This window comes from Streptomyces sp. NPDC048255, from assembly GCF_040652415.1.
Lineage (GTDB): Bacteria > Actinomycetota > Actinomycetes > Streptomycetales > Streptomycetaceae > Streptomyces.
Genome location: NZ_JBEZMA010000026.1, coordinates 85,998 through 99,732 on the forward strand (window position 1 = coordinate 85,998; position 13,735 = coordinate 99,732).

The following is a 13,735-nucleotide window of genomic DNA, read 5'->3' on the forward strand; positions in this document are numbered from 1 at the left end:
GACTTCGACGACACGTCCTAGGGTGTGCCCATGGGAACGGGCGCGCACAGGGCAGGTGCACAGGCTGCGCAGGAGCGGGGCGAGCGGCTCGAGGCCGCCGCGTCCGTGCTGGCCCTGCTCGCGGACCGGACCCGGCTGGCACTGATGGAACGGCTCGGCCGGGGCGAGGCCGATGTCACCACGCTCACCGAGGCGTGCGGCGCGGCCCGGCCCTCCGTCAGCCAGCACCTGGCCAAGCTCCGCCTGGCGGGGCTGGTCACCACCCGCAAGGACGGGCGCCGCGTCGTCTACTCCCTGCGCCACGGGCACCTGAGGCGTCTGGTGGACGAGGCGCTGAACGTCGCGGACCACCAGCTCGGCTCGCTCCCGCCGCACGACTGAGCCCCTCCCGGTCAGCCGCCTCCCGGTTCATCCGGCGGCGCGATACGTGCTCACGTACGCACATGTTGTCTACGATGGTCCGGCTGGTCTCAGTGCTCCGCCGACCGGGACGGGTCCATGCTGTCCGTACTGCGCAACGGCACGTACCGCCGACTGTTCACGGCCCAGGTCGTCGCCCTGGTGGGTACCGGGCTGGCCACCGTCGCCCTGGGCCTGCTCGCCCACGACATCGCCGGCGGCGACGCCTCCGCGGTCCTCGGTACCGCGCTGGCCATCAAGATGGCCGCCTACGTCGCCCTCTCCCCCGTGATCGCCGCCGCCGCGGACCGCGTGCCGCGCCGCGCGCTGCTGGTGACCGCGGACCTCGTCCGGGCCGGGGTCGCGCTGATCCTGCCCTTCGTCGACCGGGTGGGGCAGGTCTACCTCCTGATCTTCCTGCTCCAGGCGGCGTCGGCCGCCTTCACGCCCGCCTTCCAGGCCGTCGTCCCCGAGGTCCTGCCCGACGAACGCGACTACACGCGCGCCCTGTCGATGAGCCGGCTCGCCTGTGACCTGGAGAGCCTGTGCAGCCCGGCCCTGGCCGCGGCCCTGCTGACCCTGGTCTCCCACCGCTGGCTGTTCCTCGGTACCGCCGTCGGCTTCGCGGCCTCCGCGGCGCTCGTCGTCTCCGCCGCCCTCCCGCGGCCCGCGCCGCCGGCGCGCGGCGGCCGGGCCCGGGCCCAGGCCGTCTCCGGCGCCCGGCTGTTCTGGGCCACCCCGCGACTGCGGGCCCTGCTGGCCCTGGACCTCTCGGTGGCCGCCGCCGGGGCACTCGTCCTCGTCGGCACGGTCGGCCTGGTCCGCGACCACTTCGGCCGGTCCGCCGGCGCCGTATCCCTCGCCCTCGGCGCGTACGGGGCCGGATCCGTGGTCGCCGCGCTGTGCCTTCCCCGTCTGCTGGGCCGCTTCAGCGACCGCGCGGTGATGCTCCCGGCCGCCCTCGCCCTGCCCGTGGTCCTGGCCGGAGTGGCCGCCGTCACGGCCACCGCCCCGGGGGCCGGGCCCGGGCCGTGGTCCTGGTACGCGGTCCTGGCGGCCTGGGCAGCGATCGGCGCCGCCTGCTCCGCCGTACTGACGCCCGTCGGCCGCGTCGTCCGCCGTTCGGCCGCCGACGCGGACCTGCCCGCCGCGTTCGCCGCGCGGTTCTCCCTCTCCCACGGCTGCTGGCTGCTCACCTACCCGCTCGCCGGGTGGCTCGCGGCGGGGGCGGGCATTCCGGTGACCGCCCTCGCCCTCGGCGCCATCGCGCTGGCCTCCGCCACGGCCGCGGCCGTCATCTGGCCCGCCCGCGACCCGGCCCACCTCGAACACGCCCACCCGGACCTGCCTCGGGGCCACCCCCACCTGACGGACGCCCACGCGGCCTCGTACGGCGGGCGGCACGGCCACCACTACGTCATCGACCGGCACCACCCGCGCTGGCCGGACTCCCTCACCCGACGCCGCGGCTGCGGGTGGCGGTCAGCGCGGTGTCGGCGGCGTCGAGGATGCCGCGGAAGGTGCGGGTGATGACCGGACGGGCGAAGCGCCGCGTGAGGAAGGCGCCGAGCACGGGGACGGAGACCTCGGCGCGGGTCGTCCAGCACACCCGGGTGCCGCCGTCGACCTCGGTGAACGTCATGCGGCCGAGTTCGTGCCGGGCCGGCGGCAGACTGCGCTCGACGACGTACTCGGTGGCGTACGGGGGTTCGTACCGGGTGATGCGTTCCCGGAACCAGCCGATCAGCCAGAGGTGGCTGCGCACCGCGCCGACTCCGTAGGGCGCGGACCGGCCGGACCGGGTCAGGCGGCAGCGCAGGATCAGGGGCGACCGGGTGTAGTTGGTGGTCGTGGTGAGCCAGGCGAACACGTCCTCGATCGGCGCGTCGATGACCCGTTCGACCGTCATGGTTTCCACAGCTGGTGGCCTCCTCCGTCGAGTGGGAGCACCGTCTCGGCAGCGCCGTGGGTGCAGCCGGACACGTCGTGCAGCACGAACACCGCGCCTTCGGTCGGGTTCGGCGTCTCCAGGACGAGCATCATGGCCATCGACACCGACTCGGCCGGGATCGGGCGGTGCTGCGTGAAGGCGTCCTCGGTCTTGGCCTCAGTCATGGCCCACCCCCACCACGGGCGGGCGCTGGTACACCGGCATCACGGGCGGCTCCTCTCTTCGGCTGCCCATCGAGACACCGCGCACCGGAGAACCGTGACAGTCCGCCGCTGTGATTCAGTTCACCACGCGCCTGCTACTTCAGGCCGATCTCCTCACACGCGGCCCTGACCTTGTCCGTGCAGATCTCGGCGACCGTGTAGACGCCGTCGTCGACCACGGTGGACTTGACGTTGGCCTTGGTCAGGGCGACGCCCGGGATGAGCACCGACGGCACGCCCTTGGTGGTCGGGCTGTCGACCATCTGGTTGATGATCCCGCTGATCTTCTCTCCCTGGGCGAGGGCGACGGCCATCTCCGCCGCGGCCGCGGCCTCGGGGGCGTACGGCTTGTAGACGCTCATGAACTGCTCGCCCGCGACGATCCGCTGCACACCGGCGAGTTCGGCGTCCTGGCCGGTGACGGGGGGCAGGGCGGAGACCCCGGCGGCCTTGAGGGCGGCGATGATGCCGCCCGCCATGCCGTCGTTGGCGGAGTAGACGCCCACGATCTTGCCCTTGCCGAGCGCCGAGAGGGCGGCCGCCATGTTCGCGTTGGCGTTCTCCGGCTTCCACTCGACGGTGTCGTACTCCTTGCCGACGTTCACCTTGCCGTCGAGGACGAAGTGCGCACCGGACTTGAAGAGCTTGGCGTTCGGGTCGGTGACCGAACCGTTCATCATGACGATCTGGCCGTCCTTGGCCTTGTCGCCCAGCGCCTCCAGCAGCGCCTTGCCCTGGACCTTGCCGACGTCCTCGTTGTCGAAGGAGGTGTAGGCGTCGATCGGACCCTCGGCCAGGCGGTCGTAGGCAACGACCGGAATGCCGGCCTCCTTCGCCTTCTTGACCGCGCCGGCGATGGCCTTGGCGTCGACCGCGTCGATGATGAGGACGTGCACCTTCTTGGTGATCATTTCGTCGACCTGGGAATTCTGCAGGGCGGCGTCCTGCTTGGCATTGGCGTAGACCACTTCGCCCCTGCCGCGCGTCAGTTTGCTGACTTCCTTCTCGATCAGCGGCTTGTCGAACTTCTCGTAGCGCGCGGTGCCGTTCTCCGGCAGGAGCAGGCCCACTCTGACCGCGTCACGCTCGGCGGCCCCTCTCCCGTCGTTGCCCTCCGCGCCGCCGCAGGCGGCCAGCGAGAGGGTGACCGCGGAAGCGGCGACAGCAACGGCCGCACGACCCAGATGTGCATTCACGATGTAAAAACCCCCCTGACGAGGCCGTTCTTTGCGGCCGAGATGGAGGGAGTCAACTCGGCTACCACGGCCATCGTCAAGAAGTGAAGTATTAACGAGATAGCAACGTTGTCATCATCCCTCCAGCCTTCCGGATTTCAGTCTCCAATGCGCCTTTTCTGCCAATTGACTCCATGGCGGCGCTTCAACTTGTGAAATGGAAACGACTCATAGACTGACGGCGCGTCACCGAACACGGCCAGAGGTCGGCACCAGTGCCGCCGGGACCTTCTCTCAGGCGCCTGACCTGCAAAGACATTACTCAGAGAGTCACCTGTCACTCACCAGGAGATACCCATGAGGATGCTGATCAACAGTCCGGAGACCGTCGTCGCCGACGCCTTGCGGGGGATGGCTGCCGCCCACCCCGAGCTGGAAGTGGACGTGGAGCGTCGGGTCGTCGTACGGCGCGACGCGCGGGCCGGCGGGCGGGTCGGGGTGGTTTCCGGGGGCGGGTCCGGGCACGAGCCGCTGCATGCCGGGTTCGTGGGGTACGGGATGCTGTCGGCCGCCTGCCCCGGGGAGGTGTTCACCTCGCCCGTGCCCGATCAGATGCTCCGGGCGGCCGGGGCCGTGGACTCCGGGCAGGGGGTGCTGTTCGTCGTCAAGAACTACACCGGGGACGTGCTCAACTTCGAGATGGCCGCCGAGCTCGCCGAGGAGGAGGGCCTGCGGATCGAACGGGTCCTGGTCGACGACGACGTCGCGGTGACCGACAGCCTGTACACGGCCGGGCGGCGCGGCACCGGGGCCACGCTGTTCGTGGAGAAGATCGCGGGGGCGGCCGCCGAGGAAGGTGCGCCCCTGGACCGGGTCGCGGCGATCGCCCGGCGGGTCGACGCGTCCTCGCGCAGCTTCGGCGTGGCGCTCAGCGCTTGCACCACGCCCGCGAAGGGCTCTCCCACCTTCGATCTGCCGGACGGCGAGCTGGAGTTGGGGATCGGTATCCACGGCGAGCCGGGCCGGGAGCGGCGTCCCATGATGCCGGCGCGGGGGATCGCGGAGGTCGCGGTGGGGGCCGTGCTGGAGGAACTGGCCGAGGTGGGACCGGCCGACGGTCCGGTGCTCGCGCTCGTCAACGGGATGGGGGCGACCCCGCTGCTGGAGCTGTACGGGTTCCACGCGGAGGTCGCGCACCTGCTGGGTGCCCGCGGCGTGCCGGTGGCGCGGACGCTGGTGGGGAACTACGTCACCTCCCTCGACATGGCGGGCTGCTCGGTGACGTTGTGCCGCGTGGACGAGGAGTTGCTGCGACTGTGGGACGCGCCCGTCCAGACGGCGGCGCTGCGCTGGGGACGCTGAGCAGATGCGGTGCAAGGGCAAGGCAAGAGCAAGGCAAGGAGAGGAGATCCGGTGCGTGACTCAGAGTTCTTCCGGCGCTGGATGACGGCCGCCGCGGCCGCGGTCGAGCGCGAGGCGGACCATCTGACCGAGCTCGACTCCCCCATCGGGGACGCCGACCACGGGAGCAACATGCTGCGCGGTTTCACGGCCGTACGGGCGGCCCTGGCCGCGGAGCCTCCGCAGTCACCGGGCGCGGTGCTGCAACTGGCCGGGCGGACCTTGATCTCGACGGTGGGCGGGGCGTCGGGCCCGCTGTACGGAACCCTGCTGCGGCGCACCGGCAAGCAGCTCGGTGACGCCGCCGAGGTGTCCGACGAGGAGCTGCGCGAGGCCCTGCATGCGGGGGTGGGGGCGGTGGCGCAGCTGGGCGGGGCGGCCCCGGGCGACAAGACGATGCTGGACGCGCTCGTACCGGGCGTGGGCGCGCTGAGCACCTCCTACCGGGCGGCCCAGGCGGCCGCTGAGCAGGGCGCGCGGGCGACGGTGCCCCTCCAGGCGCGCAAGGGCCGGGCCAGCTACCTGGGTGAGCGGAGCATCGGGCACCAGGACCCGGGGGCGACCTCATCGGCGCTGCTGATCGGGGCGCTCGCGGACACCGCGGCTGCGGCGGACGGTGCGGACCCCGCGGCCGGTGCCCTGTGACGGGCGCCGGCCTGGTCGGGATCGTCCTGGTGTCGCACAGCGCCGAGGTGGCGGAGTCGGTCGCGGCACTGGCGCGGGGCCTGGCGGCGGGCGGGCCCGTGGCCCCGGTGGCCGCGGCGGGCGGCACGGCCGACGGCGGCCTCGGCACGAACGCGGAACGGATCGTGGCGGCCGCGCGGGAAGTGGACCGGGGCGCCGGGGTCGCGCTGCTGGCGGACCTCGGGAGCTCGGTGCTGACGGTGAAGGCGCTGCTGCTGGAGGACGAACTGCCGCCGGGGTCCCGCCTGGTCGACGCGCCCTTCCTGGAGGGCGCGGTGGCGGCGCTGGTCGCCGCCTCGGCGGGAGCCCCGCTGGCCGGTGTGGAATCGGCCGCGGCCGAGGCGTACTCCTACCGCAAGGGCTGAGGCCGAGTACCGCAAGGGCTGAGGCCGAGTACCGCAAGGGCTGAGGCCGATCCCCCTCCCCGCCCGGCGCAGTGGGGGCGGGGAGGGGCTCGGGCTCAACGGCCGCGGAGGGATTCGATCTCGCGGCGTTCGCGCTTGGTCGGCCGGCCGGCGCCACGGTCGCGGATGCCGACGACGGCGGCCTCCACGGGGGTCGGCGGCGGCGGGCTCTTGTCGATCAGGCACTCCGCGGCGACCGGGGCGCCGACCCGCTTGGACACGGGCCGCCGCACCACCACGATCCGCTCGCGCCCCGCGTGGAAGAGCCGTACCTCGTCACCCGCGCGGACGGGCTGCGCCGGCTTGGCGCGCTCCCCGTTGACCTTCACATGGCCCGCCCGGCAGGCGGTCGCCGCGGTCGAGCGGGTCTTCGTCAGGCGCACGGACCAGATCCACGCGTCCACCCGGACCGTGCCCGCATCCGCTCCCGTTCCCGTTACCTCATCAGCCATGCTCCGACTTTAGCGAGGCGGACCGGTGAGAACGGAATGACTTTTGGCAGATGCGACAACGTCCATAGCACCTGCCATGCAGATCATCCCAAGAGAATTGCAAATGCAGGACAGGTACCCCTACCTTGTCGCACATGCAGTCCTACACCATCGGACAGGCGGCTCGCCTGCTGGGCGTCAGCCCGGACACCGCGCGCCGCTGGGCCGACGCCGGCCGGGTCGTGACCCATCGTGACGAAGCCGGCCGTCGCCTGATCAACGGCCGTGACCTGGCCGCGTTCTCCATCGAGGTGGGCCAGGGCGCCCACAGCGAGGACGGGGAGCCGTACACCTCGGCGCGCAACGCCTTCCCCGGCATCGTCACGGCCGTCACGCTCGGCGACGTGGCCGCTCAGGTCGAGATCCAGGCGGGTCCCCACCGACTGGTCTCCCTGCTCACCCGCGAGGCCGTCGAGGAGCTCGGGCTGGAGGTCGGCATGCAGGCCACCGCCCGCGTGAAGTCCACCAGCGTGCACATCGACCGCACCTGAAGCGGGACGGCCCGGCCCGACGCCCGCTTCGACGTCCGCACGTCCCTCGCGCCGTCCATCGTTCCGTCCCCCGCGCCATCCCCCGTTCCCTCCGCGCGCGGCCCGCACGCCATCCGCTCAGCACCACCGACCGTCCCCGCCCGCTCCGCCCGTCACGGCGCGGGTCACCACCGCGCGAACCGGCACCCGGCCGGCCGCCGACCCGACCGAGGAGCACTCCGCTCATGTCCGCGACGCTGAACCGCCGCCGTGCCGCTGCCGCCGTCCTGACCACCGCCCTGTTCCTGCCGCTGACCGCGTGCGGCGGAGGCGACGGCGACAAGAAGCCCGCCGCCGACTCCTCCGCGAGCGCCCCCGGCTCGGCCTCCGCCGGGCCCAAGGCCGCGAACCTGACCGTCCTCGCCGCGTCCTCCCTCACCGACGTCTTCAAGACCGGGGGCGCCGCGTACGAGAAGGCGCACCCGGGTACGAAGGTCACCTTCTCCTTCGCCGGCTCGCAGGAGCTCGCCGCGCAGGTCAAGCAGGGCGCACCGGCCGACGCGCTGGTCACCGCCGACACCAAGACGATGGACGGCCTCAGGGCCGAGACCGGCGAGGCCAGGGTCATCGCCAAGAACCGCCTGGTCATCGCGGCCGGCAGGGGCAACCCGTTCAAGATCGACGAGCTGAAGGACCTCGCCGACACCAAGATCAAGGTCGTGCTCGCCGCGCCCGAGGTCCCCGTCGGCCGGTACAGCAAGGAGATCCTGGACAGGCAGGGCGTCACCGTGAAGCCCGTCTCCCAGGAGCCGAACGTACGCGCCGTGCTGAGCAAGGTCGAGCTGGGCGAGGCCGACGCGGGCCTCGTCTACAAGACCGACTCCGCCAAGTCCGGCGACAAGGTCGTCGCCGTCGAGATCCCGGACGAGCAGAACGCGGTGGCCTCCTACCCGGCCGCCACGCTGAAGCAGTCCAAGAACGCCGACGCCGCCGCCGCGTTCGTGGCCTGGCTGAGCACCCCGGAGGCGCAGAAGATCCTCCAGGACGCGGGCTTCCAGCAGGCCTGAGGTTCCGCACTCCGAGGGGGCTGCCCGGTCCGGGGGGACGGGCAGCCCCCTCGGTCATTCGGGCCCCGTCCGTCCCGGCAGCGATCTCCACCGCCGTACGCTGCTCCCCGCCGCCGTAACCTCCCCGCCAGGAACCCCTCATGAGCAGACACCCCGCCCGCACCCGCACCCGGCTCCCCGTCACCCTCGCGCTCCCCGCGCTGCTCGCCGTCGCGTTCCTGCTGCTGCCCCTGATCGGCATCCTCGTCCGCACCCAGTGGAACGAGCTCGGCACCCACCTCACCAGCCCGGGGGTGGTCGAGGCCCTGCGGCTCTCGCTGGTCGTGTCGCTGTGGGCCCTCGGCCTCTCGCTGCTCCTCGGCGTGCCGCTCGCCTGGCTGCTGGCCCGCGTGGAGTTCAAGGGCAAGGCCCTGGTGCGCTCGCTCGTGCTGCTCCCGATGGTGCTGCCGCCGACGGTCGGCGGTGTGGCCCTGCTGCTCGGCTTCGGCCGGCGCGGGCTGCTCGGGCCGTGGCTGGAGGACACCTTCGGCATCACCCTGCCCTTCCACACGTCGGGCGCCGTCCTCGCTGCCACCTTCGTCGCGATGCCCTTCCTCGTCATCAGCCTGGAGGGCGCCCTCGGGGGCCTCAGGCAGAGCTACGAGGAGACCGCCGCCTCCCTCGGCGCCCCGCCGGTCCGGGTGTTCTTCACGGTGACCCTGCCGATGGTGGCGCCGGGGCTGATCGCCGGCGCCGCGCTCACCTGGGCCCGCGCGCTCGGTGAGTTCGGCGCGACGATCACCTTCGCCGGGAACCTGCCCGGCACCACCCAGACGCTGCCGCTCCAGGTGTACCTGCTGCTCCAGGACCAGCCCGAAGCCGCCACGTCCGTCTCCCTGTTGCTCCTCGCCATCGCCATGGGCGTACTGATCGCGCTGCGCGGCCGCTGGACGGGTACCCCCGTCGACCGCAGGGCCGCCGCGGCGCCTCAGGTGGCCGAGGAGCCGGCCGCGCACAGCCCCGCCACTGCCGCCGCCACCGCTCCGGCCGCGGACCTGCCCACGGGCCCGGCCCCGGCCACGGCCGCGCCCGGCAACGCACTGCCCGACGGCGGCCACTGGCCGCTGCACGCCACCGTCACCGGCTTCAACCAGCTCACCCTCGACGCCGAACCCGGCACCACCATCGCCGTCGTCGGCGAGAACGGCGCGGGCAAGACCACCCTGCTGCGCGCCCTGCTCGGCCTGACCCCGCGCGCCCACGCCGCACTCCGGCTCGGCGACACCGACGTCACCGCGCTGCCCCCGCACAAGCGCCAGGTGGCCTGGGTCCCGCAGGACGGGGCCCTGTTCCCGCACCTGACCGCCGAGGCCAACACCGCGTACGGGCTGCGCGCCCGCCGGGTGCCGCGCGCCGAGGCCCGCCGCGAGGCCCGCGCGTGGCTGGACCGGCTCGGCGTCGGCCACCTCGCCCACCGCAAGCCCGCCCAGCTCTCCGGCGGCCAGGCCCAGCGGGTGGCCCTGGCCCGCGCCCTGGCCGCCCGGCCCCGGCTGCTCCTGCTCGACGAACCCCTCGCCGCCCTCGACCAGACCACGCGGGCGCGCGTCCGGCACACCCTGCGCGTGCATCTGGCGGGCTTCGGCGGGGTCTGCCTCATCGTCACCCACGATCCGGTCGAGGCGGTGTCGCTGGCCGACCGGGTCCTCGTACTCGCCGACGGGCGCACCCTCCAGGACGCGCCGCCCTCCGAGGTGACCCGGCACCCCCGTTCCCCGTGGGTGGCCCGGATGCTGGGGCGCAACGCCTGGCCCGGCACCGCTTCGGCGGACGGCCTCGCCCTGGCCGGCGGGGGCCGGCTGGTGGTCGCCGAGGCCCTGCCCGAGGGGGCCGAGGCGCTCGCGATCATCGCCCCGGAGGCGGTGTCGGTGCACCGCAGGCGCCCGGACGGCAGCCCCCGTAACGTGTGGCCGGGGGCCGTACGGGAGATCACCGCGGTCGGCAGTCGGCTGCGCGTGCTGGTGGCGTCCGCCGAGGCACCCGATCTGGTCGCGGAGATCACCCCGGAGGCGGCGGCCGAACTGGGCATCGTCGACGGCGCCGAGGTGTGGACCAGCGTGAAGGCCACCGAAGTCACGCTGGTGCGCCTCTAGTGCTGTGGCCTTGCCGGTCACAGCACTAGGTCGTACATGGCCAGTCGCGGGGTCTGCTGTTCGGCCGCACGTGGAATCGCTTGGACCCGGCCGCGGGGCTGGCATATGTTCTCCGGTGCCTGCGTGTGCCAGCGGGCACCATTTCGCAGGTCACACGTTCCCGTGGGGGGTACACCGTCATGTCCTTCAGCGCGCCCGGCTCACCGCCGCCGCCCCAGGGCCCCGTCCCGGAGCCGTACGCCGCCCAGCCGGCGCCGCCCGGCCAGCCTCCGTACACCGGGGGGCCGTACGGCGGGGCTCCGTACGCCGCGCCCGCGTACGGCGCCGCGCCGTACCCCGCCGCCCCGTACCCGGCCGCGCCTTCGCCCGGACAGCCCGTGCTGCCGGGGCGGCCGGACTGGAGCGCTCAGCCGCAGCCCGTCCCGCCGCGGCCCGTCGAGGTACTGCGCTCGCCGCAGGGCCTGGCGACCGCCCTGACCGTGATGCTGTCCGTCTCGGCGGTCATCGACCTCTTCTCGGCCGGCGCCAGCGTGTTCGGCTTCTCGCTGATGAAGGACGTCATCGCGGCTCCCGACTCGGTCTCCGACGACTCGCTCGACCAGGCCGACCTCCTCAACGGCATCGCCGGAATCCTCCAGGTCCTGGCGCTGCTCGCCATCGCGACCGTCTTCATCGTCTGGTTCTACCGCGTGCGCTGCAACGCGGAGATCTTCCGCCGCGACGTCTTCACCCAGAGCCGCGGCTGGGCCATCGGCGGCTGGTTCATCCCCTTCGCCAACCTGGTCCTGCCCTTCCGGACGGCGAAGCAGATCTGGGCGGCCAGCACCCAGTTGGGGCCCGACGGCTCCTCCCGCCAGATCTCGACCGCTCCCCTCATGGCCTGGTGGCTGGTGTGGGTGCTCTCGCAGGTCGTCGGCCGCGTCTTCGGCAAGGTGTACATGGACGCCGAGACCCCCGAGGAGCTGCGGGACGCCTTCGCCCTCGGCATCGTCTCCGACCTGCTCACGGTCGTCGCGGCCGTGCTCGCCCTGCTCTTCGTGCGCAAGCTCACGGCCATGCAGAACACCCAGGCCGCGCAGGGTCCGTACGCCGCGGTCTGAGGCTCACCCGGCGGCCACGGCCGGCTCGGCCGCCACGGGGGCGGGGGCAGGGGCGGTGACGAACTCGCACCACACCCGTTTGCCACCGCCCCGGGGTTCCACGCCCCAGTCGTCCGCGAGCTCCTCCACCAGCAGCAGCCCGCGCCCGGACACCGCCCAGTCGCCCGCCTCGCGCCGCTGCGGGAGCGCGCTGCTGGAGTCCTCGACCTCGATGCGGATCCGCCCTTCCCCGGTGAACCGCATGCTGACCTCGCCGCCGCCGTCGGTGTGCACCAGGGCGTTGGTCATCAGCTCGTCCGCAGCCAGTTCGATCTCGTCGGCCCGGTCACCGGCGCCCCAGGCGGCCACGGCAGCCCGGATCAGGTGCCGGGCCATCGCGGGGGCCTCCGGATCGCCGGGGTCCAGCCGGTGGTGGAGCGGGCCGCCGCCGCGCGCGGTCGGCGTGCCCCGGCGGCGCAGCAGGAGCAGGGCCATGTCGTCCCCGCCGCCCGAGTCGCCGACCAGGTCGCACAGCACGTCGGCGAGTTCCTCGACGTCGACCGGGCCGTCGCGGACGGCTTCCATGAACTCCCGCATGCCCGTGTCGGAGTCGTCGCCGGGGCGTTCGATCAGGCCGTCCGTGCACAGCAGCAGGGTGTCGCCGGGGTGCAGTTCGATGCTGGTGACGGGGTAGCCGGAGCCGGTCCCCGGCTGTTCGCGCGGGGGCAGCCCCAGCGGCAGTCCGCCCGCCACCTGGATCCGGTGGCAGGTGCCGTCGCCGCGCCGGACGACGGGGTCGAGGTGGCCGGCGCGGACCATGCGGAGCATTCCGGTGGTGAGGTCCACCTCGGCGTACGTGCAGGTGGCGAAGCGTTCCGTGTCCAGCTCGCGCAGGAAGGCCGAGGCCCGCGCCATCGCCGTACCGGGCGTGTGCCCCTCGGCGACGTACGCGCGCAGGACGATCCGCAGCTGGCCCATGACGGCCGCCGCGTCCGTGTCGTGCCCCTCGACGTCGCCGATCATCACCCCGACCCGGCCCTCGCCGAGCGGGACCACGTCGTACCAGTCGCCGCCGATGTCCCGTCCCATCCGGGCGGCCCGGTACCGTACGGCGATCCGCGCGCCCGCCACCTCCGGGATCCGGCGCGGCAGCATGGCCCGCTGGAGCCCCTCGGCCAGGTCGTGCTCCTGCTCGAAGAGCATGGCGCGCTGGAGGCTCTGCGCGATGCCGCTGCCGAGGGCCATCAGCACGTTGCGCTCCTCGGCGGTGAAGTCCCCGTCGCGCTTGTAGAGCAGCCCGAGCGCGCCGATGGGCCTTCCCTGGGCGATCAGCGGCAGGTAGACCCCGCTGCGGACGGACAGCGGCTCGATGTACGGCCACAGCTGCGGGTAGCCGTGCTGGAACTCCTCCCGCGAGGCGAGGAAGACCGGCCGCATGGTCCGTACGGCCTCGCTCATCGGGAGCTGCGCGTCCATCCGCGTGTACTCGATCTCGGGGACGTACGAGCCCAGCTGCCCCTCCGCCACCAGGTGGATGCGGCCGCCGTCGACGACGCCCAGCATGACGCTCACCGCGCCGAGGTGCCCGAGGGCCTCCGGGTCCTTGAGGACGTCGGTCACGTCGTTGACGGTGCGGGCGTGGGCGAGGATGGCGGTGGTCCGCTCGACGACCCCGGTCATCCGGCGCCGGTCGTCCTCCTGGTCCCCGCCGGCTCCTGGTTCGCCGGGATCGTGGGCGGCGTCTCGGATGATCCCGATGACGCGGTACGGGCGCCCCCGCTGGTCCCGCAGGATGTGCCCCTGGACATGCAGCCAGGACCCGGCCACGGCCCGGCCCCGGGTGCGGACGTAGGCCCCGTAGTGGCTGTGGCCGTCCTTGAGCGCCTGTGCGACCCGGGCGTCGAGCCGGGCCGCCTCGGCGGGCCCGAGGCGGACCCGTAGGCCGGCGGGGCTCCCGTCGAACTCGTCCGGGCGCAAGTCGAGGACCTCGAGGGCGGTGGGATCCAGGTGCATCCGGCCGCTGTCGAGGTCCCAGTCGAAGGTGCCCATGCGGTTGAGCGCGAGGCTCGTGTCCGGGCGCGCGGGCCAGTCGACCTCGGGGTGAGATCCCCTCTGGGCCATGCAGCCAGGGTCTCACTCTCCCCCGCCGGTGTCCCCACGGGCCGCGGTCCGGCCGGCGCGAGGGGACGCGGGGGGGGGCCGGGAGCCGCGGGCCGGAGCCCGCGGCTAGTGCTGTGGCCGGAAAGGTTTGCCGGGTCGCGTCGCCCGAGAACGGAATAGCT

13 protein-coding genes and 1 pseudogene are annotated in these 13,735 nt (G+C 73.3%); 9 read left to right on the forward strand and 5 right to left on the reverse strand.

Features of this window, described 5'->3' with window-relative positions:
- Positions 1–30 precede the first annotated feature (30 nt).
- The gene (locus AB0D94_RS21315; RefSeq protein WP_362054132.1) at positions 31–381 is read left to right on the forward strand and encodes a metalloregulator ArsR/SmtB family transcription factor; all 351 of its coding nucleotides are present in this window, start codon (positions 31–33) and stop codon (positions 379–381) included.
- 117 nt (positions 382–498) lie between these two features.
- Entirely contained in the window at positions 499–1,929 is a 1,431-nt protein-coding gene (locus tag AB0D94_RS21320; RefSeq protein ID WP_362054135.1) for an MFS transporter, read from the forward strand.
- Here AB0D94_RS21320 and AB0D94_RS21325 read toward each other — a convergent pair.
- The 3 genes and pseudogenes from AB0D94_RS21325 to AB0D94_RS21335 form a co-directional block, all read right to left on the reverse strand.
- Positions 1,853–2,317 carry an SRPBCC family protein gene (locus tag AB0D94_RS21325; protein ID WP_362054138.1) on the reverse strand — a complete coding sequence of 155 codons (465 nt, stop codon included), beginning with the start codon at positions 2,315–2,317 and terminating at the stop codon, positions 1,853–1,855. The genes AB0D94_RS21320 and AB0D94_RS21325 overlap by 77 nt on opposite strands.
- A 44-nt stretch (positions 2,318–2,361) precedes the next feature.
- Positions 2,362–2,469, reverse strand: a pseudogene (locus AB0D94_RS21330) (RNA polymerase subunit sigma-24); the annotation flags it as partial.
- A gap of 179 nt (positions 2,470–2,648) precedes the next feature.
- The gene (locus AB0D94_RS21335) at positions 2,649–3,749 is read right to left on the reverse strand and encodes a substrate-binding domain-containing protein (protein ID WP_362054141.1); all 1,101 of its coding nucleotides are present in this window, start codon (positions 3,747–3,749) and stop codon (positions 2,649–2,651) included.
- A gap of 336 nt (positions 3,750–4,085) precedes the next feature.
- Here AB0D94_RS21335 and dhaK point away from each other — a divergent pair, with 336 nt between their 5' ends.
- From dhaK to AB0D94_RS21350, 3 genes are read left to right on the forward strand one after another with little or no spacing between them, the layout of a single operon-like run.
- Entirely contained in the window at positions 4,086–5,090 is a 1,005-nt protein-coding gene (gene dhaK, locus AB0D94_RS21340; RefSeq protein ID WP_362054144.1) for a dihydroxyacetone kinase subunit DhaK, read from the forward strand.
- Positions 5,091–5,141: 51 nt separating this feature from the next.
- Positions 5,142–5,774 carry a dihydroxyacetone kinase subunit DhaL gene (gene dhaL / locus AB0D94_RS21345; RefSeq protein ID WP_362054147.1) on the forward strand — a complete coding sequence of 211 codons (633 nt, stop codon included), beginning with the start codon at positions 5,142–5,144 and terminating at the stop codon, positions 5,772–5,774.
- Positions 5,771–6,178, forward strand: a complete 408-nt coding sequence (locus AB0D94_RS21350) for a PTS fructose transporter subunit IIA (protein WP_362054150.1) — start codon at positions 5,771–5,773, stop codon at positions 6,176–6,178. Before dhaL ends, AB0D94_RS21350 begins: the two co-directional genes overlap by 4 nt.
- Positions 6,179–6,273: 95 nt before the next feature.
- Here the strand turns inward: AB0D94_RS21350 and AB0D94_RS21355 are convergent, their stop codons facing one another.
- A complete protein-coding gene (locus AB0D94_RS21355; RefSeq protein WP_362054153.1) occupies positions 6,274–6,669 on the reverse strand; it encodes an RNA-binding S4 domain-containing protein in 396 nt (131 codons plus the stop codon).
- 134 nt (positions 6,670–6,803) lie between these two features.
- Between AB0D94_RS21355 and AB0D94_RS21360 the strand changes: the two genes are divergently transcribed.
- The 4 genes from AB0D94_RS21360 to AB0D94_RS21375 all read left to right on the forward strand — a co-directional run bounded on the left by AB0D94_RS21360 (position 6,804) and on the right by AB0D94_RS21375 (position 11,474).
- Positions 6,804–7,199, forward strand: coding sequence for a helix-turn-helix transcriptional regulator (locus AB0D94_RS21360; RefSeq protein ID WP_362054156.1), 396 nt, complete (start codon positions 6,804–6,806; stop codon positions 7,197–7,199).
- A 224-nt stretch (positions 7,200–7,423) separates the two neighbouring features.
- Entirely contained in the window at positions 7,424–8,245 is an 822-nt protein-coding gene (modA, locus tag AB0D94_RS21365; protein ID WP_362054159.1) for a molybdate ABC transporter substrate-binding protein, read from the forward strand.
- A gap of 140 nt (positions 8,246–8,385) precedes the next feature.
- Positions 8,386–10,374, forward strand: a complete 1,989-nt coding sequence (locus AB0D94_RS21370) for an ABC transporter permease (RefSeq protein WP_362054162.1) — start codon at positions 8,386–8,388, stop codon at positions 10,372–10,374.
- Positions 10,375–10,553: 179 nt separating this feature from the next.
- Positions 10,554–11,474: a DUF4328 domain-containing protein gene (locus AB0D94_RS21375; protein ID WP_362054165.1), complete on the forward strand. Its 921-nt coding sequence runs from the start codon at positions 10,554–10,556 to the stop codon at positions 11,472–11,474.
- A gap of 3 nt (positions 11,475–11,477) precedes the next feature.
- Here the strand turns inward: AB0D94_RS21375 and AB0D94_RS21380 are convergent, their stop codons facing one another.
- Complete coding sequence (locus AB0D94_RS21380; RefSeq protein ID WP_362054168.1) at positions 11,478–13,574, reverse strand: SpoIIE family protein phosphatase; 2,097 nt, start codon at positions 13,572–13,574, stop codon at positions 11,478–11,480.
- Positions 13,575–13,735: the final 161 nt, after the last annotated feature.

Excerpts from the sequence above, each read along its gene's own strand:
- AB0D94_RS21315 (WP_362054132.1), top strand. The coding sequence starts at position 31 with ATGGGAACGGGCGCGCACAGGGCAGGTGCACAGGCTGCGCAGGAGCGG.
- AB0D94_RS21320 (WP_362054135.1), top strand. The coding sequence starts at position 499 with ATGCTGTCCGTACTGCGCAACGGCACGTACCGCCGACTGTTCACGGCC.
- dhaK (WP_362054144.1), top strand. The coding sequence starts at position 4,086 with ATGAGGATGCTGATCAACAGTCCGGAGACCGTCGTCGCCGACGCCTTG.
- AB0D94_RS21355 (WP_362054153.1), bottom strand. The coding sequence starts at position 6,669 with ATGGCTGATGAGGTAACGGGAACGGGAGCGGATGCGGGCACGGTCCGG.
- AB0D94_RS21360 (WP_362054156.1), top strand. The coding sequence starts at position 6,804 with ATGCAGTCCTACACCATCGGACAGGCGGCTCGCCTGCTGGGCGTCAGC.
- modA (WP_362054159.1), top strand. The coding sequence starts at position 7,424 with ATGTCCGCGACGCTGAACCGCCGCCGTGCCGCTGCCGCCGTCCTGACC.
- AB0D94_RS21370 (WP_362054162.1), top strand. The coding sequence starts at position 8,386 with ATGAGCAGACACCCCGCCCGCACCCGCACCCGGCTCCCCGTCACCCTC.
- AB0D94_RS21375 (WP_362054165.1), top strand. The coding sequence starts at position 10,554 with ATGTCCTTCAGCGCGCCCGGCTCACCGCCGCCGCCCCAGGGCCCCGTC.
- AB0D94_RS21380 (WP_362054168.1), bottom strand. The coding sequence starts at position 13,574 with ATGGCCCAGAGGGGATCTCACCCCGAGGTCGACTGGCCCGCGCGCCCG.